The 21,764-nt window shown below is 45.7% G+C and carries 21 protein-coding genes; 3 read left to right on the top strand and 18 right to left on the bottom strand.

Going from position 1 to position 21,764, the window contains the following annotated elements; all coding sequences use genetic code 11:
• Positions 1–17 precede the first annotated feature (17 nt).
• From M3661_RS10285 to M3661_RS10320, 9 genes are all read right to left on the bottom strand, one after another.
• Positions 18–1,097: a lactonase family protein gene (locus M3661_RS10285; RefSeq protein WP_251484417.1), complete on the bottom strand. Its 1,080-nt coding sequence runs from the start codon at positions 1,095–1,097 to the stop codon at positions 18–20.
• A 158-nt stretch (positions 1,098–1,255) separates the two neighbouring features.
• On the bottom strand, positions 1,256–1,987 hold the full coding sequence (gene gpmA, locus M3661_RS10290; RefSeq protein ID WP_065291178.1) for a 2,3-diphosphoglycerate-dependent phosphoglycerate mutase: 732 nt from the start codon (positions 1,985–1,987) through the stop codon (positions 1,256–1,258).
• A 153-nt stretch (positions 1,988–2,140) separates the two neighbouring features.
• A complete protein-coding gene (locus tag M3661_RS10295) occupies positions 2,141–3,211 on the bottom strand; it encodes an undecaprenyldiphospho-muramoylpentapeptide beta-N-acetylglucosaminyltransferase (protein ID WP_251484418.1) in 1,071 nt (356 codons plus the stop codon).
• 55 nt (positions 3,212–3,266) lie between these two features.
• Entirely contained in the window at positions 3,267–3,635 is a 369-nt protein-coding gene (locus tag M3661_RS10300) for a glyoxalase superfamily protein (protein ID WP_251484420.1), read from the bottom strand.
• Between the two features lie 74 nt (positions 3,636–3,709).
• Positions 3,710–3,844: a hypothetical protein gene (locus M3661_RS30225; protein WP_285852947.1), complete on the bottom strand. Its 135-nt coding sequence runs from the start codon at positions 3,842–3,844 to the stop codon at positions 3,710–3,712.
• 108 nt (positions 3,845–3,952) lie between these two features.
• A complete protein-coding gene (locus tag M3661_RS10305; protein ID WP_251484421.1) occupies positions 3,953–4,558 on the bottom strand; it encodes an SCO family protein in 606 nt (201 codons plus the stop codon).
• Positions 4,559–4,677: 119 nt separating this feature from the next.
• Positions 4,678–5,613: a TetR/AcrR family transcriptional regulator gene (locus tag M3661_RS10310; protein ID WP_251484423.1), complete on the bottom strand. Its 936-nt coding sequence runs from the start codon at positions 5,611–5,613 to the stop codon at positions 4,678–4,680.
• A 153-nt stretch (positions 5,614–5,766) separates the two neighbouring features.
• The gene (locus M3661_RS10315) at positions 5,767–6,987 is read right to left on the bottom strand and encodes an MFS transporter (protein ID WP_251484426.1); all 1,221 of its coding nucleotides are present in this window, start codon (positions 6,985–6,987) and stop codon (positions 5,767–5,769) included.
• A 336-nt stretch (positions 6,988–7,323) separates the two neighbouring features.
• Positions 7,324–7,734 (bottom strand): DMT family transporter, encoded by a 411-nt coding sequence (locus tag M3661_RS10320; RefSeq protein ID WP_083189134.1) that lies wholly within the window; start codon positions 7,732–7,734, stop codon positions 7,324–7,326.
• A 226-nt stretch (positions 7,735–7,960) separates the two neighbouring features.
• Between M3661_RS10320 and M3661_RS10325 the strand changes: the two genes are divergently transcribed.
• A complete protein-coding gene (locus tag M3661_RS10325) occupies positions 7,961–8,089 on the top strand; it encodes a YjcZ family sporulation protein (protein ID WP_217492498.1) in 129 nt (42 codons plus the stop codon).
• A 314-nt stretch (positions 8,090–8,403) separates the two neighbouring features.
• On the opposite strand, the gene M3661_RS10330 is transcribed toward M3661_RS10325, so the two are convergent.
• On the bottom strand, positions 8,404–9,282 hold the full coding sequence (locus M3661_RS10330) for a DMT family transporter (RefSeq protein ID WP_065291218.1): 879 nt from the start codon (positions 9,280–9,282) through the stop codon (positions 8,404–8,406).
• 179 nt (positions 9,283–9,461) lie between these two features.
• Positions 9,462–10,652 carry a dicarboxylate/amino acid:cation symporter gene (locus M3661_RS10335; RefSeq protein ID WP_065291183.1) on the bottom strand — a complete coding sequence of 397 codons (1,191 nt, stop codon included), beginning with the start codon at positions 10,650–10,652 and terminating at the stop codon, positions 9,462–9,464.
• Positions 10,653–10,959: 307 nt separating this feature from the next.
• Between M3661_RS10335 and M3661_RS10340 the strand changes: the two genes are divergently transcribed.
• A complete protein-coding gene (locus tag M3661_RS10340; protein ID WP_397376508.1) occupies positions 10,960–11,664 on the top strand; it encodes a peptidylprolyl isomerase in 705 nt (234 codons plus the stop codon).
• Between the two features lie 186 nt (positions 11,665–11,850).
• On the opposite strand, the gene M3661_RS10345 is transcribed toward M3661_RS10340, so the two are convergent.
• From M3661_RS10345 to M3661_RS10355, 3 genes are all read right to left on the bottom strand, one after another.
• On the bottom strand, positions 11,851–12,333 hold the full coding sequence (locus M3661_RS10345; RefSeq protein WP_065291184.1) for a hypothetical protein: 483 nt from the start codon (positions 12,331–12,333) through the stop codon (positions 11,851–11,853).
• Between the two features lie 134 nt (positions 12,334–12,467).
• Positions 12,468–13,328: an amidohydrolase family protein gene (locus M3661_RS10350; RefSeq protein ID WP_251484429.1), complete on the bottom strand. Its 861-nt coding sequence runs from the start codon at positions 13,326–13,328 to the stop codon at positions 12,468–12,470.
• A complete protein-coding gene (locus M3661_RS10355; RefSeq protein WP_251484431.1) occupies positions 13,325–16,444 on the bottom strand; it encodes a GNAT family N-acetyltransferase in 3,120 nt (1,039 codons plus the stop codon). Before M3661_RS10355 ends, M3661_RS10350 begins: the two co-directional genes overlap by 4 nt.
• Before the next feature lie 414 nt (positions 16,445–16,858).
• Here M3661_RS10355 and ftsW point away from each other — a divergent pair, with 414 nt between their 5' ends.
• Positions 16,859–18,025 (top strand): putative lipid II flippase FtsW, encoded by a 1,167-nt coding sequence (gene ftsW / locus M3661_RS10360; RefSeq protein ID WP_065291187.1) that lies wholly within the window; start codon positions 16,859–16,861, stop codon positions 18,023–18,025.
• Between the two features lie 268 nt (positions 18,026–18,293).
• Here the strand turns inward: ftsW and M3661_RS30230 are convergent, their stop codons facing one another.
• The 4 genes from M3661_RS30230 to pdxR form a co-directional block, all read right to left on the bottom strand.
• Positions 18,294–18,692: a DivIVA domain-containing protein gene (locus M3661_RS30230; RefSeq protein WP_065291220.1), complete on the bottom strand. Its 399-nt coding sequence runs from the start codon at positions 18,690–18,692 to the stop codon at positions 18,294–18,296.
• A gap of 213 nt (positions 18,693–18,905) precedes the next feature.
• Complete coding sequence (locus M3661_RS10370) at positions 18,906–19,079, bottom strand: hypothetical protein (protein ID WP_251484433.1); 174 nt, start codon at positions 19,077–19,079, stop codon at positions 18,906–18,908.
• A 92-nt stretch (positions 19,080–19,171) separates the two neighbouring features.
• On the bottom strand, positions 19,172–20,107 hold the full coding sequence (locus M3661_RS10375) for a D-alanine--D-alanine ligase (RefSeq protein WP_251484435.1): 936 nt from the start codon (positions 20,105–20,107) through the stop codon (positions 19,172–19,174).
• 3 nt (positions 20,108–20,110) lie between these two features.
• Positions 20,111–21,562 carry a MocR-like pyridoxine biosynthesis transcription factor PdxR gene (gene pdxR / locus M3661_RS10380; RefSeq protein WP_251484438.1) on the bottom strand — a complete coding sequence of 484 codons (1,452 nt, stop codon included), beginning with the start codon at positions 21,560–21,562 and terminating at the stop codon, positions 20,111–20,113.
• Positions 21,563–21,764 lie beyond the last annotated feature (202 nt).

Consider the following 21,764-nt stretch of genomic DNA (forward strand, 5'->3'; position numbering starts at 1 on the left):
TGAACGCTGGAGAGAAATTACTTCTTGACGTAGTACACCGGCTTCACACATACCGGCTTGGACACATCAACGGAATGTCCAGTAGAGGTAATCATACCTGTCGACTTATCTACACGGAATACGACAATATTGTTCGAGTCCCGATTAGCAACCAGCAAATACGCTCCTCCAGGTGTCAATGCAAAATGACGGGGATGACCTCCCTCAGTTGAAACAAATTGTACAGTCGTCAACTTGCCAGTGTCAGGCTGTACTTCGTATACAACGATACTGTCGTGTCCACGATTGGATCCATACAAGTACTTTCCATCTTCTGAAATGGCGATCTCTGCACAGTAGCTCTCGCCATCGAAGTCCACAGGAAGTGTCGACACCGTCTCAATCGCATGGAGCTCACCATTGCTCGCATCGTATGAGAACACACTCACCGTTGAATTCAATTCATTGATGACGTAGACGAATTGACCATTCGGGTGGAATGTCAAATGACGCGGCCCAGATCCTGCTGGAACCTCATATTCACCGTGCGGAACAAGCACGTGGCGCTCCTTATCTATGGAATAGCACTTCACCCGGTCAATCCCCAAGTCAGACACGTAGATATACTTCTCATCTGGACTGAAAAATGCAGAATGCGGATGCGGCTGGTTCTGATTCGGATGCGGGCCATGGCCGTGATGCTGCTGTACATCAAGCTGGCTTCCTACTTGTCCATCTTCTAGGAGCTCTACCAATCCAATGCGGCCGCCATGATAGCTGGCAACAATCAGGTAACGGCTCTGAGAGTCTCGTTGAATATGGCATGTCGGAGCATCAAGTGAGAAGGCGCGGTTCAATTGCGTCAGCTTGCCTGAAGCTGTATCTATTGCGAAGCTAACTACCTCCGCCGTCTTCGAACCATCTTCAATGACACATTCTCCAATGGAATAGAGCTTCTGCTGATCAACATCGACATTGATGAACGTTGGATTTTTCAACCCTGCTGCTTCATCCAGCTTCGTCAATTGACCAGTATTCTCATCCATCGAGTATACATAAAGTCCAGAAGAATCTGCTTCAGCATACGATCCAACAAACACTAACATACGTTGTTCCATGTATGTAACTCCCTTCGGTGTTGTCCTTATGTAATATAGGAACTGATATTGTGTCTCTACTTTACACTTGGTACAGCGGAATATCAACATCCGAGGCTCAATCAACACAATCAAATAAAGAGAGAGCCACCAATTGGCGCTCTCCTCTTTTACGTTGCTTATATGTGCTCAGGGATAATGCCTGCTGGGATTTTCCCATCTGGCCCTAAGTAATATCGATGTGTTGGTGTCAGCTTCTCATCAAGCTCGTACACAAGCGGTGTCCCTGTTGGTATGTTCAAATCTGCAATGCCGTCGGCAGGGATGTTGTCCAGATACTTCACAAGCGCCCGCAGTGTATTGCCATGAGCAGCAATGATGACCCGCTCCCCTGCTTGAATTGCCGGAGCAATGGTCTCATGCCAATAAGCAAGCACTCGCTTCTCCGTATCTTCCAAGTTCTCTGTTAGCGGGAATTGACCCGGCTGCAAGGAAGCATATTTCCGATCTGCTGCTTCATAGCGTGAATCGGTCGGCTCCAATGCAGGTGGACGTACATCCACTGACCGCCGCCACAGATGAACCTGCTCTTCCCCATACTTCTCTGCTGTCTCTGCCTTATTCAATCCTTGCAGTGCCCCATAGTGACGTTCATTCAGCTTCCATGTATGGTGGATAGGAATCCACATCTGATCCATCTCATGCAGTGCGATCCATAGGGTTCGTATGGCCCGCTTCAGCACAGAAGTATACGCAGTGTCAAAGACGAATCCATGCTGGCGCAATATCTCACCCGCCTGTCTCGCTTCAACGAGACCTTGTTCAGACAGATCGACGTCCGTCCAACCTGTAAATCTATTTTCCAAATTCCATACGCTTTGTCCATGTCGAATCAGTACAAGTTTAGCCATTTGTTGCCCCTTTCTGTGAGCGAGCCACGTTCATGCTATGTTAGATAATCATATTTGATCATGTCCTTCTATTCTTTTTTTAACCAAAATGAAAGGGTATGAAACAATAATGAAAACCAATGTAATCCATATAGATTTATCCCCTACTCCTGGCTACCGCTCGGCCACAGAGTCGATTACGTCTAACAGCTGATCGATCGCATCGTCTTGACGATAATGCTTCATCTTATCCCGCATCACTTCTTTATTGGCATAAGCGCTATGAATGGCGTCCATAAATGCGGTTCCTTCCATTTCTTCTTCAAGCAGTACATGGCAATAACCGGCGGATTGAAAAGAGCTGGCATTCTGTATTTGATCTCCTCTGCTCGCCTTCATAGATAATGGGATCAACAGCATAGGAATCTGCAGCTTTAAATACTCAAATATTGCATTGGAACCTGCTCTTGAAATGACCAATTCAGCAGCTGCAAGCGCATCGCCAAGCTCTTCCTTCATATATTCGTATTGTCGATAGCCGCGATACGTAATGGAAGAATCGATATTCCCTTTTCCACATATATGTATAATCTGATATTGTTCCAGTAACTTCGGCAGGCTGCTCCGAATTCGCTCATTCAATCGTTTAGAGCCTTGACTTCCGCCCATGAAGAGGAGTACTGGCTTCGTACGCGTAAAGCCGCATGCATTCAACCCTCTGGATCTACTGCCCAGCAGCAGCTCAGAACGAACAACTGCTCCCACATAGATAGACTTTCGCTGCTTCACATGTTCTATCGTCTCCGGAAACGTAACACATACCTTCGTGGCAAAGGGCAAGGCCATCTGATTCGCCAATCCCGGAGTAAGGTCTGATTCATGAATGATAACCGGTACACGATTCAGCCAAGCACCAATAACAACGGGGACAGATACAAATCCCCCCTTAGAGAAGACCACCTCAGGCCGATATGTACGGATATATTGATACGCCTGCCATGTCCCCTTCAATACACGGAATGGATCCTTCACATTGTTCCAGTCCCAATATCGGCGCAGCTTGCCCGTTGCAATCTTGCAGTATTCTACCCCATCTAAGCCAGCAATCAGTTCTGCCTCGATTCCATGTCGGGAACCAATGTATCGTACTTCCCATCCTCTGTTGATAAACTTAGGGATGAGAGCAAGGTTCACAGCCACATGTCCTGTCGTTCCTCCACCAGTAAAAAGGATGCGTCTTGTCACATTCAGGCACCTCGCCTTCTATCTGTAAATGGACCGATCCGCACAACGCGTATCTCTAAGAACTCACCTGCTCATAAAAAATGATTCGGTTGCCAAATGGATCAGAGACACACATTTCATGTTCATCCGGATCAAGTCCAGGTTTCGCGTATTTATACTGCTTGCCGCACATCTCAGCGTGCAGCTGCCGTATATGGCTAACTTCAATTCGTACTGCCGAGCCAGGACAGCAATCCCCATGATGCTCTGATAAATGAAGTATGCAATTGCCGCGGGCAACCTGCATGTACAATGGGAAATCATCTCCGTAACGATGCTCCCACTCCATACGGAACCCTAAGAAATCTACGTAAAATTCACGTGCTTTATGCTCATTGAATATTCGCAATATCGGTATTGCTGGTCGAAACGAAATATCCTCCATGAAAACTCCCCCTATTCAACTCAAGATATCAGAATGATATACTATCGAAATGATACCACAATTTGGTTGCACACTCACAATGTTCCCGCTTCGTTCGTTGCGATCCCATTCCCCTTTATTCGTCTTCTTGACTGACTCTTGACAGCTAATTCCTTCAACAAAAACAGCACAAGAGCAGTAGCTCCTGTGCCGTTATCATTGCGTTTCATGAATAAATCAGCCTATTAATTGCGATTGTTCCATGCGCATTAATTTCTAATGGGATTTCAGTACATGATCAAGCTGACCTCAGCATGCACTCTACCTCCGTCAAGATTTCACTCTAGCAGTGACTTAACATCCTCGACAATCTTATCTTCTGGCGGTTCTAATCCATTGTAGCGAGTGAGCACGGTCCCCTCTTGATCAACGAGGAAGACTGAGGTGGTATGGATCACCTGATCATCGCCTTCCACCTTCTGCACTTGTGATTTGAACATCTCAAGACTGTATTTTTCAATCGCTGCCTGACTGTAACCCGTGACAAAGCGCCAATGAGTCGTATCAGCCTTATATTTACCAAGGAACTCCTTAATCTTCGCCGGCGTATCAATAGAAGGGTCGACACTGAATGATAGTATATGTACGTCTTCAATTCCCTTTTCTTTTAGCTTCTGTTGAATTTCTGTCAGGTTGAAGGTCATAGGTGGACATACCGTAGTGCAGCTTGTAAACGCAAAGTTAACAAGCCATATCTTACCTTTCATTTGTTCGGTACGAAAAGGCTGTCCGTCTTGATCAACCGCCTCAAATGCAGTAACTTTCCAGTCGTAATCATTCGGCTTCGGCTTGCCGCCACAAGCGACTAGAACGATTATAATCATAGTTATTACACTACTTACAAGTATCTTCTTCATACCGACCTCCACATTACGATACCACATCGTTTTTACTCCTATTGTATCGTAATTGCAAGTATATTTTTACCATCTTCGCCCTATTAAGCTACGATATTGTGACATTTTCATGCATACATTCGAGTGTGCAAAAAAACACTCCCCGCTTATTGGCGAAGAGTGCTTGGTGTACTTCCGGACAATGCTTCAATAGATTTGCATAGGCGCTCATACAAGGAAGTCCGAGGTGCAATCTCTTTCAAATTTAACAGCATTCCAAGCAAAATCACCTTACGGGGACGTACTTGCAGCAGTTCTTCTTCTAGCACTTGAATAGAATCCATAACATCTTGCTTATTCCAGCTTTCCTTCTCTGTCGAATCAATGTCCATGCTCTCTACAGCCTCACGCAGTTGCTTCACAAGCACAAGCGGATGCAATTGCTTTGGCTTCAAATGCTCCTCATCCCCGAAGCCGAACATGCTTCCATTCAGTAGCGGCTCCGGTCCATACTTCAACATCCCCTCGGCTACATAATCCATGATTGTAACAATGAACCTGCTGATGCTGTCCATCTCGATGGGAACATCGTCGAATAGCTTCATATACATATAGGTAAAAATCAGACTGCTGAGCAATGTTGCGCTGTCAAGCATATAAGGGCTGAATTGCTCCCCATATATATCTTGTAAGGATTCCATCAGCGTCTCTACATTAAACTTACTCATTTGCTGCATGTGTTCACGAAGCTCTTTGCTTGTGGTATGCTCCGTATTATCCCGCATCTGCATCTTGATAAATTCAGGATGTTCGTTCCAGATGTGAATATAAACCCCGATTTTGCTTACTAATCTTTCACGAGGATTGGGCTGTTTCTCGCGCTCCACCATCAGCAAGCGATCCTTCAATAATTTGGATTGATACATGAAGATGTTCAGCAGCAGCTCATCCTTGGAACTATAATATTGATACACACTTCCTTTTGACATTTTACAGAAGGAAGCGACTTCCTGCATCGTCGTCTGTACGTATCCCTTGGATGCAAACAATTTCATAGCCGACAATAGAATCTGCTTCTTCTTCTCTGGCATATGTTCTTCCATTGCTGTCCTCCACACTTCATTCCTAATAAGTTCTTAATATGACTACTGAGTTCTCAATATCATAACAAAAAGTGGCCATTACCTGCAACCACAGGGGATTGGACATATGAAGATAAGCTTATCACCTACTCTTATTGAGCCATGATACACTTGTTATCGAACCATTTCTCCGCGTTCTGCTGCAGTGGAATAAGTTGCTTCCCGCTTCCAGCCAACAAGCATGCCCGCACTTGCAAGCAACACAATGGCGCCGAATGCATAGGGGATCTGAACATGAACATCAAACAGGATTCCTGCAATCGCTGGCCCAATAATATTTCCAAGACTCATATAAGCATTGTTCATTCCTGCAACGAACCCTTGCTCATTCCCTGCCATCTTCGACAATAACGTATTGATAGCAGGCCGTACGATGGATGTTGCCACGAAGAACAACATCGTAACAAAGAAAATAAGAAAATAATTCGAAACGAACAATAGCAAAATCATACTGATGGCAGATAATCCAAACATCGTGAGCAGAATCTTCTTCTCACCAAATGTTCGCAACAGGCGCTCAATTAGGACAGCTTGACAGATGACTCCGATTATCGCACCTAGTGTAATCATTAAGGAAATATCCTTCGGCGTAAATCCATATTTCACATCAACATACAAACCAAATATCGCTTCAAAATTCTGCAATCCGAACGTTAATGCGAACACCAGCACAAGCAGCATGAAATACGGCGCCTTCGCAGAAGCGGCCATCTGTCGGAGCAAATTATCCTTCTTCTTCGTGTTGCTTCTCGCTGCCATCCGTTCCTCGACAGACAGAGATTCTGGCAGGAACAACAAAGAGACTACCGTGGACAATCCAGCAAGTGCTGCTGCTGCGTAAAAAGGAACTCGTATTCCGTACTCCGCCAACATGCCTCCGATACCAGGCCCTATGACAACGCCGAGCGTCATGGAAGCCATCAGCATGCCGAGCCCCTTCCCCCGTTTCTCTTCCGTCGTAATGTCCGCTACATAGGCCATCATCGGAGGTGTCATTAACGCTGCTGACATTCCGCCTAGCAGTCGTGATACATACAACATCCACATGTGTTCAGCCATACCGAACAGTAGCTGTGAAACGGTAAATAATCCAATTCCCGTTACGATTAGCAGCTTCCTGCCATATTTGTCTGACAACTCGCCTGCAATCGGCGAGCACAGAAATTGCGTTAATCCAAATGCCGCCACCAAATACCCCATTGCTTGACCCGTAGCCCCAAACGCCGTCACATATTTCGGCATAATCGGAATGATCAGCCCCATTCCAACCATAGCAATGAACATGTTGACCATGAGGATAACAAGCGAACCTGAACCTTGCTTTTTTGTTGACAATGTTCTCCACCTCTCCTAAGAACCCGAAAGTTTTATTTATGACTAAACAGTCAAAACCCATAGTACTCTACTCGACTCCAGAATGTCAAACTCCATTGCCAATCCCTGTGCTCCCCATACTTCTGTTGCCATCTACAAAAAAAGCCCTCAGACGAGGTAACTCGCCGAGGGCTGCCGTTCAATTCATGAGATTGAAAGATTATAGATATAATGGGATCAGACATGTTGAATTCCTTCACCCTTGCTATCAAGCTCCTTAAGGAAGTTATACAGGCAGAAGGTGTTTCCTCCTGACCTTGTGCAGAACAATTGTCTGGTTCCGCTAAATATATTCCCTTAGATAGTGGTTGATGCGTCCTCTGCAGTCACCGGAGAAGCAACTGTATCAATGGACTGCGGCGTCACCTCGGCTGGACGGCTTTCGTGACTGCCTCCTTGCAAATTCAAACCAATTACGCCGAGAATAATAAGCAAGATCGATACAACCTTAATCCAAGACATTGACTCAGAGAAGAAATAATATCCGATAACGGCAATGGCTGCAGTACCAACACCCGACCATATCGCATAAGCGACACTAACATTAATCTGCTTCAGTGAGAAATTCAAGCTCGTAAACGCAAGCAAATAACAAACAATCATGAGAATGGAAGGAACCGGTCTTGTGAAACCGTTCGACATCTTCATTGAGATGGTTCCGATAATCTCCAATGTAATCGCACCGATTAAGTAAAGCCAACTCATCATAATTGCATCACAGCATTTCCCCCAAATCTATCGTTCTTCGCCTATTGACTTCACGAAGAATAGGCACAATAGAGCTATTATGTTGCATCACGAGCACCTTGTCAAACAGCATAGCCACTCGCCCCAAATTAGGCGTTCTCTTCCCTCCATTCGTCTAGTCACCATGCTTCTGACCTACATACACTTATAACGTAAGATAATTGCATGACGAAAGGAGCCAATGAACATGTCCGAAGTATGTGGTTCAGTTGGAGGCTTTTGTGGTGGAGGTTTTACTAGCATCGGCGTAATTCTCGTTCTCTTCATTTTACTCGTCATTATTACCCGTTCCTTTGGCTGCGGTTTCGGTTTCTAATTTACGCCAACAACCCCGGCTGTTGCAGCCGGGGTTGTTCTTCTATCTCCTACTTCTTCACCTATTAGATTCAAATAATGCGTCTGCGATATAGTGCCCTTGAGCACACCCGCCCGGTATGGCGAACAATGCACTCGCTACCGTCTTCGTAGATTCGTTCATCTTGTCCTTCTGTCCAAGCATTTTTAACATCTGACAAGCTGTTTATATGGATTCATTCATAAAGGAACCGTCATTCATCCATGATCGTTCTATATACTTCTTTCCTGCGGTGATCACTGCATGATCGCTGCAAAATGGATATGGTCATGTATTCAATGCTGCGTTCCATCATAGCTAAGCCTCGCTTTGGCTTTAGGTTTTATCATTGCACATGCCATACCTGCAAAGATGAGAACGATTCCCCCTATCTGCATCCCTGTCGGCCGAAATCCAGTGATCCACGTATCCAGTAAAATTGCCACGGCGGGATCGAGAAATACGAGTACTGAAATGACTCGTGTAGGCAGCTCTCGCAAACTGTCAAAAAACAATAAATATACAAATCCGGTATGAATGAACCCAGTCGCCACGATTGCGAACCAATTGCTCCATGTTAATGCACCATAAGACGACATATCAACGAACGGCAGCAGCAGCACGATCCCAAGGCTAGTCTGCACAATCGTAATCGCATACCCACTTAGTTGGACAACACCCTTGCCTAACAATGTGGTCATTGCATAAAACACGGCTGCCATGAATGCCCACACTACCCCTGATGTGAACAGCTCATCCATGCTTGCGCCTCCTTCGATACCGATAACAAGAACAGTACCGACGAAGCATATCCCCACAGATAAAATAGACCAGACCGTTAATTTTTCCTTGAATAAGATACTTCCAACTAGCACGACAATTACCGGAGCCAAATGATATATCGATATCGCAATCGTAATCGACATCCACTCGAAGGACTTAAACAAGAACACCCAATTGCCCACAAGAAATACACCGCAAGCTATCGTTTGCAGCAATTCCCGTTTGCTCCACTGTTCACGCCGGTATTGGCCTGAAGCCGCCCAGCAAATTCCCAGAAATAATGTTGCGCAAATGCATCGTATGAAGACAAGCTCCATTGACGGTAATCCAGTATGCTCGGAGAAAAATCCGATAGAGCCAAAGATGCACATGGATATGATCATTTTCATCATTGGCAGCGAGTTATTCCATTTCAAGACGATGACAACCTCCTTAATGTACCTCTCCTGGTGAATGAATTTCATAGAACGCAGCCTTACTACCCTTCTACATTTTACCACATGTAATATATATAAAAAGAAGGGACAAGCTGTGCATCGCCTATCCCTTCCCTATAATCAACCTATCTCTGTTATTCAGATGCTTTTACCGCCCTTGTCTTCCCCTGCCACTTGTTCTTAATCGAATGAATGATTTGGGCAATCGCGCCATCACCAGTTACATTAGCAGCCGTACCGAAGCTGTCCTGTGCAATATACAGTGCAATGGCAAGACTAATCATTGCTTCATCGAAGCCGAGCATGGATTGGAACAATCCGGTTGCCGCCATGACGCCGCCGCCAGGAACACTTGGTGCTGCAATCATCGATATGCCTAACATGAAGATGAACGGCATCATTGTGCTTACCGATAATGGCGCGCCATTAATGTACATGATCGCACTTGCTACGGAAGTAATCGTAACCGTTGAGCCAGTAATATGAATCGTTGCACATAACGGTACCACGAAGTTTGATACTTCTTCATCGGTACCAAGCTTCTTCACTTGAGACATGGTCACGGGTATCGTTGCCGAAGAAGACTGCGTCCCTAGCGCTGTTAAATACGCCGGGAGCATCGTACGCAGCATCGAGATTGGGTTGCGCTTGTTCAATATGCCCGCGATCGTATACTGTCCAACAATGACCACAGCATGCAGCAATAATATGACAAGGAAAACTTTAAGGAACACTTGCAGAATGAATGCAACCTCGCCTGCTTGTGTCATGTTCATAAAGATACCCGCAATGTGGAACGGCAATAGTGGAATCAATATCGCATTGATTACCTTGCCTACAATCTCCTTGAACTCCAACGATGCGGTAAGCAAGACATTAGACTTCACAAACGTAATGCCGACGCCGATAACGAAGGACAGCAGCAGAGCAGTCATAATGTCGAATACCGGGGGCATGTCCAATTTGAAGTAACTTGTTAACAGCATCTCTTCTGGATTGCTCGCCCGAAGGCCAGATGCTCCAGACAGCAGCCACGGGAATGTTGTCTTGGCGACGCCGTATGCCAGCATGCCAGACAATACCGTGGATACATATACAATCAATGCCGTTATGCCAAGAAGCTTGCCAGCTCCTCTCCCCAACTCTCCAATGCCTGGAATAATAAAGCCAAGAATGATTAACGGGATGAGAAAGCTCAAAAATTGCCCGAATAAATGATTAAACGTAGCAAATATTCTTATAAACCAATCTGGCATAATTAGTCCCGCTCCAGTGCCGAGCAGGATTGCGATAATAATACGCGGTAATAATCCTAGTTTCCTCATAATGTACTCCCCTCCAGTGCACGCAAACAAACCAATATATATGTCCTCACACAGTATACATATGTATTCTTCTTGAACACATTGTCCATATTAGCACACAACGAACGAGAACAACACTGACAAATTGAGGTATTCATTGCTCAACTATAGGATGTACTCGTCCCCTTGAATCCATGATAACTGATTCAAGCATTCTCATTAACTTGGCGATACGATCATTTCAAGATTATGCTTCGCTGCTCATATGTGGTAATGTGATAGAGAGACAACTGCAGCGTTGCTGCAGCAAGGACAAGGAGGAAATATTTTGAATCGCACAAAATCCATTACATTCTTCACGCTCATGCTAGTCGTACTGCTTATCGTCGCTGGCTGCGGCAATAAGCCAAGTACTGGACAGAGTGGAGCAGCAGACACAACCAAGCCTGGACAAGAGACTAACAAGGAAGCTCCGAAAGAAAACAGCGATAGCAAAAAGTCTTCCGATTCCAAAAATCCGATTGTCACGATCGAAATGGAAAGCGGAGACAGCATTGAAATTGAGCTGTACCCTGACAAGGCTCCTAACACCGTAAACAACTTTATTTCTCTCGTGAACAAAGGATTTTATGACGGGACGATCTTCCATCGTGTTATTCCAGGATTTATGATTCAAGGAGGAGATCCTCAAGGCATCGGTATTGGCGGGCCTGGTTATGGCATTAAGGGAGAATTTGCGAACAATGGAGTAGAAAATGACCTGAAGCATACGGAAGGCGTATTATCAATGGCACGCTCTCAGGATCCGAATTCAGCAGGATCCCAATTCTTCATCATGGTAGCAGACGCACCACACTTGGATGGGGATTACGCGGCCTTTGGCAAAGTGATCAAAGGGATGGAAATCGCGCAAGCGATCGTGAATGTACCAACTGGGGCTAACGACAAGCCGGAGAAAGACCAAAAAATGAAAAAGGTTACTGTAAATACATTCGGCATCACGTATCCGGAGCCTGAAAAAATTCAAAGCTAACTCATAAGCTACTATATTTGATAACAGGGACAATAGAAGGCTGGCTCCTTCTTTTGTCCCTGTTCTATTTTATATAACCCATCAATGGGAATCACGTAATCATGCTGATGTGCTGGTGAGCACTCTATTTATCGGCTTAAGGTGATTTCGCAGCCTAAGGAACGTTGTAAGGAGACAGGGGCTGCACTACTTCCGTGCGCCCCGTTGTCCTTTGCTGGCATTGCTGCGAGATGAACGAGATTGGATCGACGGCTGTGACTTGCGTACTGGCTTTCCAGAATGACGGCGACCTTCTGCTTTTGCACGATTTCCTTTTGTGAGCGCAATTGGGCCCATTAATGACTGAAAAGTGCTGTACATGGATCGTGCTTGCTGGAACATGCCGAACATCTTCTGAATTTTGCCGAACGTATTCATCAAATCATCGATTCCATACTGTCTGTTCAATGAAGTGTAAGAACCACCGCCTGCGTTGCCTGCAGCTTCTTGATTCGCAACTGCATTGGATGCAGAGGGATCCGTTGGGGTTGTCAGCCCCATTACATTTTGATTCATGTAAGGCGCAGATGCTTTCGTTCTGCCCGGCTTGCTGATAGATCGTGAGGCTGCTCTAGGCGAGGCGGACAGCTTGTGCTTGGGTTTCGAGCCTTTGCGTCGAGACGTTCTCATGATGACGACCATCCTTTACCTCTGCTTGTATGGGTGATTCCACTCTTGGTAGAGCGGAAGCCTTACAAGATAATCTATGCACTCCCGCAACAGCTCGTATAGGTATCTATCTCTTTATTCGTATTTTTGTGCCATTACCCAACTAGGGGTCTGATCTTAGGAAATACTTGCAAGGCGTTATGATAAAATACTTCCTCATGATGACGTTCCGGAATGACTGCTTTTATAAAGTCAATGTAGGTTCCAATCGGTGCAAGTGGCCAATCTGTTCCGAAGAGCAGCTTATCATAGCGGTCACAATACACGATGGCGTGGCGCAAATGCTGAAAAAATAATGGCGACTCCTCGTCCAAACGCGCAAATCGCCTTGAATCTCCCACAAGCAGCCCCGACAGATCTGCATACACGTTTCGATTCTTATATACGACCTCTGCTCCGTCCAGTACCCATGGATCACCGAAGTGTGCCATCATCATCGTCACATCACGATGCTTCACGGCCACTTCATCAATCGTTAACGGATGGGCGTATTTCAGCAGCCCCCGTTCTGAATACGTATCTCCACAGTGGAATACAACCGGAACCTCGTACTTGGCAGCCAACTCATATACCCGATCATAGACACTGTCGAATGCATAGAATGGATAATAGCCAAGATATAATTTCAATCCCACTGCTTGCGGCTTCTGCAGTTCGAGCTCTGTCCGTGCCCATGCCTCTTCACCGCATTGATAGGGATTAATGCCAATACAATAAGCAATCGAAGGAGGGAGCACATCCACAAGATCAAGTACCATCGGGTTATGGGCCTCAGCATCAGGGAATCCCTCTGCTTTCGTCTCTGCCAGCCCCATTCCGATACCGAAGACAACACCATGCTGTGCGTATTCTTGCAGAAGCCCCTTCACACTGTAATCTACCTTGGATAATTCGTCTGCCGTACGCTGGAACTCCTTGATTCGGGACAGGTGCATATGGGCATCAATGATTTTCACCCCTTGACCACCTCCGGCTCAGATTCCGGAAAACGAATAGCACGAAGATCGGTTAGCGCCTCCGGTTCGATTCTTTCCATCGAGAACATCAGCATAACGGGAGAAGTACGCTGAGTATGACCGTTCGGGATGTGCAGCTTGTGAATCACATTTGTATGTGTCACTTCTTTATTGGCATACACGCTCGAGCGAGAAATCGTATGATCCGTAACGATGTGCATAATGGCTGTCTTATCCCTGGAACCGAATCGATAATCAGAATTTTCATATACATCGACAACTCCCTTACCTTGAGGGAAAGCGATTGGCTTTCCGTTCGAAGAATGCGCTTCGAGCCAGCTATTTTGCTCAGGTTCCCCGTTATTAATGAACATTTCTTGCTCCAATCGATCATTCAAATAAGCTTGAGAAGCTTGATGCACATCTGTGAATTGGCATAATATCGGTACACCTGGCAACAGTAAATAATAATTGCTCAATCGAATCCCCTTATACTTTTCATGCTCACGAATATGAAGATCAACCCGAATTCCCTGCCATTCATTACGATGCTGATCAAACAGCTTAACAAATTGTGCAGACCGTTCTTGTTTTAAGGCTGACAGCATCGTAAGCTGATCGAGGCTGGAATAAAGCCCACCAACAAATGGATTCCACCATGACTTAACGTCCCGAGCTGGGAAATTACTCATTAACCATTCTTCCCCTTCAACTTCGAGCGAGAACAGAGAAGAATAATAGTCAGGTGCCGCTTTCATCCGAATAACTCCGTTATCAACCGTGTATACGGTATACTCCGACTCCACCGTCTCGGTGCAATCAATCGGGCTCGATAACTGACGAAAGATTGCTGAATGATACTGCCCTAGTTCTACATCCAAGCATGTGTGAGCATCAACAACATCAATCGATTGAAGAAGTGGCCGCAACGTCACGCTTGCTTGCGTCACCTCCTCTTCAGGCGATATGGAGCACTGGGCTTCAATCTCTGCCGAATAGCGGTATGACATCTGCACATTGCCACTCCATATGCCATGTTTCCGATCCTCCAAGATCATGGTAGGTTCGCCCTTCACGAACGGATTCCGATCTACTGGCTGCAGATGCGTCTGAGGGGTAAGTTCGATATGCTCATCCCATCCCTCCTGCATGGAGCAAGCTCGAAATGCCTTCCAATCCACAAAGCTTCCCAGTGAAATGAATATGGGCTCACTCTTCACTGTCTTCCAAGCATCAAGCATCCCTATATTCGTATCCAAATCCATATACCAGCCTTGAAACTTCAATTCGTATTTCTTACCCCAGCTTATCCCGATCGGCAGCTCGTCTCCGCGGCTGAATAACCAACGTTCCGTTATTAGGTTGCTATCCCAGAACTCATATTCACTTCCGATAGAATCATTCATTTCTACAAACTGACCCGCATAAGGAATGATTGCGCGGTAGAGATCATGACGAACGGATTGGGATATCCATAAATCTTCAAGCAGCGGCTTATCCCCTTCATTCGCTGCTTCGAACCAGCGTTCAACGATGCCATCGCCATGAAGCCGAGTCATTACTTTCAATAAGACGCCCGGGAAAGCTGAGGAGCGGTAATGCACTTCCTTCACCACGGCTCCGTTCTCTTCTCTTGCAAAAGACACATGACTAGGCGCTGCCTTGGAGAACTCATCCGAAAATGGCTTGCCTAGTTTCGGAAATAAGAGACTCATGTGCTTGTCCATTCCGACGCAGCTAAGCGTTGTGTCGTTATGCTCCTTCATGAGAGATACTGCATATTTTCCATGTCCAATCTGCCATCCTGAGTTGCAACGCCCCCCGTAAGCTGCACCTATCCCTGGGAATGACGCACTGATTAACGGAAGGAATGACAATGATTCTCCAGACCCTGTCTCAACTTGTATAAGAAGCTCGGTTTGGTAATAACCGAATTGAAGAACTTGATACCGGAGTGGAATGGACTTGCAGGAGAGCGGCTCGATCTGAATTTCGAACTGGCTGTGCTCCCAATCGATCTGATCTTGAGAAGGGAGCATGAAACGGAACGTCGCTGGCTCTGCCAGGTGACTTGCGATGTCAAGATAGGCAACGCCTTGCTTCCTATGGAAGGCGCCGAGATCAGGAAGCCTCAATTCCACAGCAGCGGGCTGTTTCGGAACAACACCGACTCGGAACTGTGCGGATTTCCCATTGATCAACAGCTCTGTACATACAGTTGGAGTCGTTCTCCACTGGCTGATTTCCTCCTGCAATTGCTGAACATTGAATTCTGCCTGGAGGGTTGCTTCTCCAATCACATCAATTGATGACTGCCAATCAAAATGAATATTGCGATCACTCTTCCCTTGAAGTTCGATGTGAAGAGGTTTCCCTGACTTATTTACGAGATGGTAGTGAATCGAGTAGGTTCTTCCGCAAATCAGATCCGGCTGCGCGATCTCGGCCGTCAATATATAATCATCCGTATCAATCAGCCTCATACCGCGTCCTCTTCGTTCAAATTCCACTCTCAGCTTCTTGCCGGACTTCTCCCACTCATACCGATAATAGTCGAACCCATTCTGCTTGATGCCGTCAGGTGCGAGGGTGATTTCTCTCACGGAATCCTGATACCAATCAAAATACTCAAAATGAGATGCCAATGCTTCTGTGCGGACTACCGTTGGGATAAAGTTCATGAGATGTGTCGTTTCATCCCGATCCTCCCAGAAGAACCCGCATTTTTTATATAAAGGAACCGCCTTCGTATTGCTTTGCCACGTGTACAAATCCAATCTTGGCCATCCTAATGTAATCGTGTCATCAATGACTTGAAGTAAGAGCTGCTTGCCAATCTTCTGCCCATGATAGTCGGGATGGACATTTAATAAATGCACATACAGTGCGCCCGTGTCTTCCCGATACTCGCATATTTTGCAATAGCCTACGACCCGTTCGCCGTCTACCGCTAAGTATAAGGCTAGAGTATCCGCACTCTCCTCCCTCTGCCGCACTTGCTGTGCCGTCATCCTTGAATTTCCGCCGCCGAATGATTCATGACTATCATTCCACATGTCGGCAATCGCTGCTGCCAATTCGGGTCGATACTTCTCAATTTGGATTGTACGAATCATACCGCAACCTCCCAAGATTACTTCAACTAGAGCTAGCGGAGATGCCATTATATGACATCACCACTGTTGATTATATCATCATATCAGTGGATAAATGTTACATTTGAAATACACTTTCGAAATCACGTTCTCCCTCGTAAAACAGTCCAAAATCTAGTTGACAAGCTCAATCGTGAACAGCTACGATATGATTGTTTATATGTCCATATATTGGAATTTACATCGTCGCCATCCTTACGATTCCCTGACTTTGGACGTTCCTTTCATTCACTGCAACTCATTTGTTGTTTAGCTTCGAATGCATAATTGAATCCCCCTCTAGCGTATATTGAGGAATTTCCAATTTGTAGATCTAGAATATACGTTCTCAATCACAGTACATAGCGTCTTAGGTAGATTGGATGTGGAACTAGTATGAAAATACGGAGAACAAGACCGGACTTTCTCCTACTGCTGCTAACTGTCTTATTGGTAAGCTTCGGAATCATGATGACATTTAGCGCAAGCTCATATACTGCGCTGCAATATTATAAACAACCTTGGTATTTCGTTGATCGCCAGCTCGGATTTGCCTGTGTTGGATTCGTTCTTATGCTGCTGTTTATGTGCATCCCCTACCCGAAACTCAAGAAGCTATCTGTCCTACTTGTCTTCGGCTCCATTGCCACCTTACTGCTCGTCCTGCTCATTGGCAAGGATGTAAATGGTGCAAGGCGCTGGCTTATGATAGGCGGCTTCACCATACAACCGACAGAGTTCATCAAACTATTTGTGCTGCTATATGCATCTATTCTCATTGCCCGCAAGGGAGACAAGATTCGCAGCTTCAAGCTCGGGCTACTTCCACTCCTATTCGTGGTTGGCTGCATCGCCTTATTAATATTGAAACAGCCAGATTTCGGATCTTCCCTGCTTATCATCATTGTAACCGGGGTTCTCATCTATGTCGGTGGTGCAAAGCTGTCCCATCTTCGTTCGATCCTGCTAGGACTGACGCCCATTATCATATTCCTAGCCGTGTTCAAAAGCTATCGGTTGAAGCGGATTACTTCCTTTATGAATCCGTGGGACGATCCTGATGGAAGCGGCTATCAGCTGATTCAATCATTATATGCTGTATCCCATGGCGGGATTGCTGGGACTGGATTTGGGCAGAGCATACAGAAGATGTCTTACCTGCCAGAGGCACACACAGATTTCATTTTCTCCATCATTGCGGAGGAATGGGGGTTATCAGGTACAATCTGTTTTCTCTTGCTCTACTTCCTCTTCCTGGCTCGTGGACTGCTTGTAGCCTTGCGTTGCAATGAACCGTTCGGACTAATCCTAGGTACGGGGATTATTTCTATGATAGGCATTCAACTTGTGATGAACATAGGCGCTGCCACAGGATTTCTGCCGATTACAGGTATCCCGCTTCCCTTCATCAGCTATGGAGGCTCTTCCCTGATTGTATGTATGACTTCGGTTGGCATGCTGCTGAACATCTCTCGCTACACCTATGAGACTCAACAGGCTGAAAGTGAAAATATAAAGAGGAAAACGAGGTTTACTCATGAAAGAAAGATTGGAGCGTATTAACTATGTCATTAGCTGTTGGTATCGATCGGTCTCGTTCTAAGTAAAAGCAGCTGCCAGAAATCCGAAAGCGGCTAACACTTATCTGAATCGAATCCATATAGCCTGCCATCATGATACTGTTGCACACTGTTGCTTTACCATGAAGCACGTTGAGGCTACACGGATAAGAACACGAACTTTAGAACATGCCAAAAAACCCGCGACTCCGCGGGTATCTTTATGTATTCGACTTGCGGTACAACATGCAGCCGTGCATCGCCTAGTCTGTTTATATTTCTTTGTTCGAATCCTGACCAATGGTCATACGATATTTCAATTCCGTAATATTTTGCTCCATTTTACGAACGATTTCCTCAATAAATTTGACATCCACAGACGGCTCCGTGTTTACGATTTCTTCACGTTCACGATGCATCATTGAGATCTTATTTGCTCGTTCTTGCAGCTTCAATTCCTTGTATTTCTCCAACAGATCAGAGATTACCGCATAGAATTGGCTGTAATCCTTAATAATATCATCCAAGAATGCATCTACTTCATCGGGATCATATCCACGGAATTTGATCTGAAAATCCTTCTGATGAATGGTGAATGCATCCAGCGTAATTCCTAGCTGCTCAAACAATTCCTTCTGATGATCATATTGATCGTTCTTATTCTCTTCCATCTCTGTTCCTCCGTTCCATGCCAACCGGATCGCCTTCCTATTCCAAGTTGCGATCGATTTTATCTAAAGAACACACTATCAGCACTAACCGAACATTTCAAGTGTTTCCTTGTAACCTGTAAGTAAATGGCAATAAAAATCCTCCTTAGCCCGCGTCAAATCGGAAAATGCCCCAGTCTTGTATGATAAGACTGAGGCAAGGTGCCTGCACGATTACACGGTATCGTTGTCCTTCGCTGCGGAACGGTTCGCTCCCGTTTGTTCGAAAGCTTCTGCACTAAACTCCACATTATTGGCCTGCTCAGGAACAGGAAGCTTATTCAGCTTCGTGGATTGAACCTCTGCTTTTGTAGCAACTTGATCATCATGAGATTGCTTGTTGTTCATTGCTGCCCCTCCTTTCCCTAACCTAGGATCGAAGGTTATTATGTGCATGAACATGCATTTCCATACCTATCCATCACATTGTTCGTAGTGGATTAGGAATTCACTACAGCAGCATTCCCGTTTATATAAGTCCGTTCTTGCAGTGAGATTTCGATAATACGATGAAGCAGCTCACCGTACGATATCCCCGCTGCTTGTGCACTTTTAGGCAATAAGCTGTTTTTCGTCAACCCAGGAAGCGTATTGACTTCAATCACGTACGGAGTTCCTTGATGTAAAATCATATCAATACGAGCGTACACACTGCATTGCGCAGCTTCATATACGCCAAGTGCAGTCCGGCTAACCTGCTGCATCACTTGCTCCGGCAGCTCGATAACTACCTCGTCCGCACCACCATCTTCGTACTTGGAGGTATAATCGAAAAATTCCCCCTTCGGCTTAATCGATAGAATTGGCAGCATTGCTCCATCTAATATGGAGCATGTGATCTCTTCGCCTCGAATATATTGCTCAATCAGCACTTCCGAATCATATTGGAACGCTTCCTCTAAGGCCGCGACAAGCGCATCACGATTGTGCACCAACTGTACACCGATGCTGGATCCGCCTGCGTTTGGCTTAATGACGAGCGGATAACCTAGGTCTGCCTCAATCCGATCAATATCATAAGCGGAATTCGATCGCAGCATAAGCCAATCCGCTGTTGCGAAGCCTTCAAACTTCACCAGCTTCTTCGTCAGCAGCTTATTCATACATAAACTGCTTGATAATATCCCGCCCCCGGTGTACGGAATCCCAAGCGTATCAAGTGTTCCTTGAATGGTGCCGTCTTCACCGAACGCCCCATGCAACGCGAGGAGCGCGATATCAATCCCTGCAACCTTGTCAATCAGCTCTGCCTTGCTGTTCAATACAATAGGTACCGCCTCATACTTGCCAGTTAAGTGTTTCATCATTTCCTGACCTGTCATAAGCGAGACGTCCCGTTCTGTAGACACGCCCCCCATAATGATACCAACCTTCATCTGTTATCCCCCCTGGATGATTTGCTTTATTACGTTCCCTATGATTCGAGTCCCTCGCTCGATGTCTGGCTCCGATACGCGTGAAAATCCAATTCGGAATGTGTTGGCGCCTCCTCCATCTGTGTAGAATCGGCTTCCAGGTGTAAATAGAACGCCCTGTTCACGGCACTTCATAAGTACATCCTCAACATTAACCGAAGGATCCAGTTCAATAAATAAGTGGAGTCCACCATCGCCCCATAATCTGCGGAGTGGAATATGTTGTTCACAACACTGTACAGCCCATTCGTACTTGCGTTTATATACGGATTTGGCTTTTTTCAAATAAGATTCAAAATGCCCATTGTGTAAGTATTGATAGAGTACCGCTTGATCCAATGTTGAGGTATGGATCGTTCGAGCCCTCTTCATACTAACGAGATATGAAATGAGCTGCTCATCTGCAATAATCCAGCCGATTCTCATCCCTGGAAACAGAATTTTAGAGAAACTCCCAATATAGATAACATGATTAGCCCCGCCAGCGCAGGCAATAAGTGGTGCGACATGCGCACCTGAATAGCGCAGTTCCTCACTAAAGCCGTCTTCGATTACGGGTATGCCGTGCTTGGCAAATAAGCGTATTGCAGTCATCCGCTTGCTAGGAGACATCACGACTCCAGTAGGATTCTGATAGGATGGGATTAAGTATGCCAGATCATAGGAACGTTCCTCTAAGGCGTTCGTTACCTGTTCCATGTTCATCCCATCGTGCTCCATCGCAATGCCTTCGATCTTAAGGCCATGCATCTTGAACAATTTGATGGCACTATGATGGGTAGGATTCTCACAAATGACACGCCCATGACGCTTATCCATAGCAGATAGGACAATATCGAGTCCTTCCGTGAAGCCGTTCGTAATGAGCATATCCTTGCCCTTCATATCAATGCCCTTAGATTCCATATATCGCTTCAACTCTTCAATTAGCGGCTGATATCCCTGAGCATATCCGTAATTCAGCATAATCTCGCCTTCGGCTGCAATACGGTCTACCAATGCCTGCTTAACATATTGAAGTGGAAATAATGATTCATCTGGCGCAATACTCATAAACGAGATCATTCCGCGCTCGCCGCGTACACCGTGTTTCATCACATCCATGCGCTCAGCAGTTTGCGCCTTCTCGCTCATTCTCTTGTTCCAGTCCATATTTGCTACAATTGTATCGGCTCGTTCAGCAGGTGAAGCATAGCTGCCCTGCCCAGGGATTGAATAGATGAGCCCTTCATCAGCAAGTTCTTGATAAGCTGCAATAACGGTGTTGCGGCTTACACCCCATACATTGCCAAGCTCCCTTGTCGAGGGAAGCTTCTGATCAGCTGTAAGCCATCCGCGATTAATGAGCAGTCGCAAATAATCTCTAACTTGCAAATAAGCTGGTCTCCCTGGGATCAGCTTAAAATCTTGGAACATGTGCTCAACTCCCCTTTCTTATCTTGGCACAAACCCTTCCAATTGAGAAGAACCACATTCAGGTTATTTTACAACCGATGCGGTTCTTAGTCGATGTGATAGTGGAATCTAGCACTCTGCTGTAGTAAACTAGTAATGCATCATCCAGATATGATTTGGACGAGCTCTAGGAAGCAACACGATTACTATTAATATTGACTAC

Source organism: Paenibacillus sp. MER 180 (assembly GCF_023713665.1).
In the GTDB taxonomy this organism is placed as follows: Bacteria; Bacillota; Bacilli; order Paenibacillales; family Paenibacillaceae; genus Paenibacillus_B; species Paenibacillus_B suaedae.

Excerpts from the sequence above, each read along its gene's own strand:
- M3661_RS10285 (WP_251484417.1), bottom strand. The coding sequence starts at position 1,097 with ATGGAACAACGTATGTTAGTGTTTGTTGGATCGTATGCTGAAGCAGAT.
- gpmA (WP_065291178.1), bottom strand. The coding sequence starts at position 1,987 with ATGGCTAAACTTGTACTGATTCGACATGGACAAAGCGTATGGAATTTG.
- M3661_RS10300 (WP_251484420.1), bottom strand. The coding sequence starts at position 3,635 with ATGGAGGATATTTCGTTTCGACCAGCAATACCGATATTGCGAATATTC.
- M3661_RS30225 (WP_285852947.1), bottom strand. The coding sequence starts at position 3,844 with ATGAAACGCAATGATAACGGCACAGGAGCTACTGCTCTTGTGCTGTTT.
- M3661_RS10305 (WP_251484421.1), bottom strand. The coding sequence starts at position 4,558 with ATGTGGTATCGTAATGTGGAGGTCGGTATGAAGAAGATACTTGTAAGT.
- M3661_RS10310 (WP_251484423.1), bottom strand. The coding sequence starts at position 5,613 with ATGGAAGAACATATGCCAGAGAAGAAGAAGCAGATTCTATTGTCGGCT.
- M3661_RS10320 (WP_083189134.1), bottom strand. The coding sequence starts at position 7,734 with ATGATGAGTTGGCTTTACTTAATCGGTGCGATTACATTGGAGATTATC.
- M3661_RS10325 (WP_217492498.1), top strand. The coding sequence starts at position 7,961 with ATGTCCGAAGTATGTGGTTCAGTTGGAGGCTTTTGTGGTGGAGGTTTT.
- M3661_RS10330 (WP_065291218.1), bottom strand. The coding sequence starts at position 9,282 with ATGATGAAAATGATCATATCCATGTGCATCTTTGGCTCTATCGGATTT.
- M3661_RS10335 (WP_065291183.1), bottom strand. The coding sequence starts at position 10,652 with ATGAGGAAACTAGGATTATTACCGCGTATTATTATCGCAATCCTGCTC.
- M3661_RS10345 (WP_065291184.1), bottom strand. The coding sequence starts at position 12,333 with ATGAGAACGTCTCGACGCAAAGGCTCGAAACCCAAGCACAAGCTGTCC.
- M3661_RS10355 (WP_251484431.1), bottom strand. The coding sequence starts at position 16,444 with ATGATTCGTACAATCCAAATTGAGAAGTATCGACCCGAATTGGCAGCA.
- ftsW (WP_065291187.1), top strand. The coding sequence starts at position 16,859 with ATGAAAATACGGAGAACAAGACCGGACTTTCTCCTACTGCTGCTAACT.
- M3661_RS30230 (WP_065291220.1), bottom strand. The coding sequence starts at position 18,692 with ATGGAAGAGAATAAGAACGATCAATATGATCATCAGAAGGAATTGTTT.
- M3661_RS10370 (WP_251484433.1), bottom strand. The coding sequence starts at position 19,079 with ATGAACAACAAGCAATCTCATGATGATCAAGTTGCTACAAAAGCAGAG.
- M3661_RS10375 (WP_251484435.1), bottom strand. The coding sequence starts at position 20,107 with ATGAAGGTTGGTATCATTATGGGGGGCGTGTCTACAGAACGGGACGTC.
- pdxR (WP_251484438.1), bottom strand. The coding sequence starts at position 21,562 with ATGTTCCAAGATTTTAAGCTGATCCCAGGGAGACCAGCTTATTTGCAA.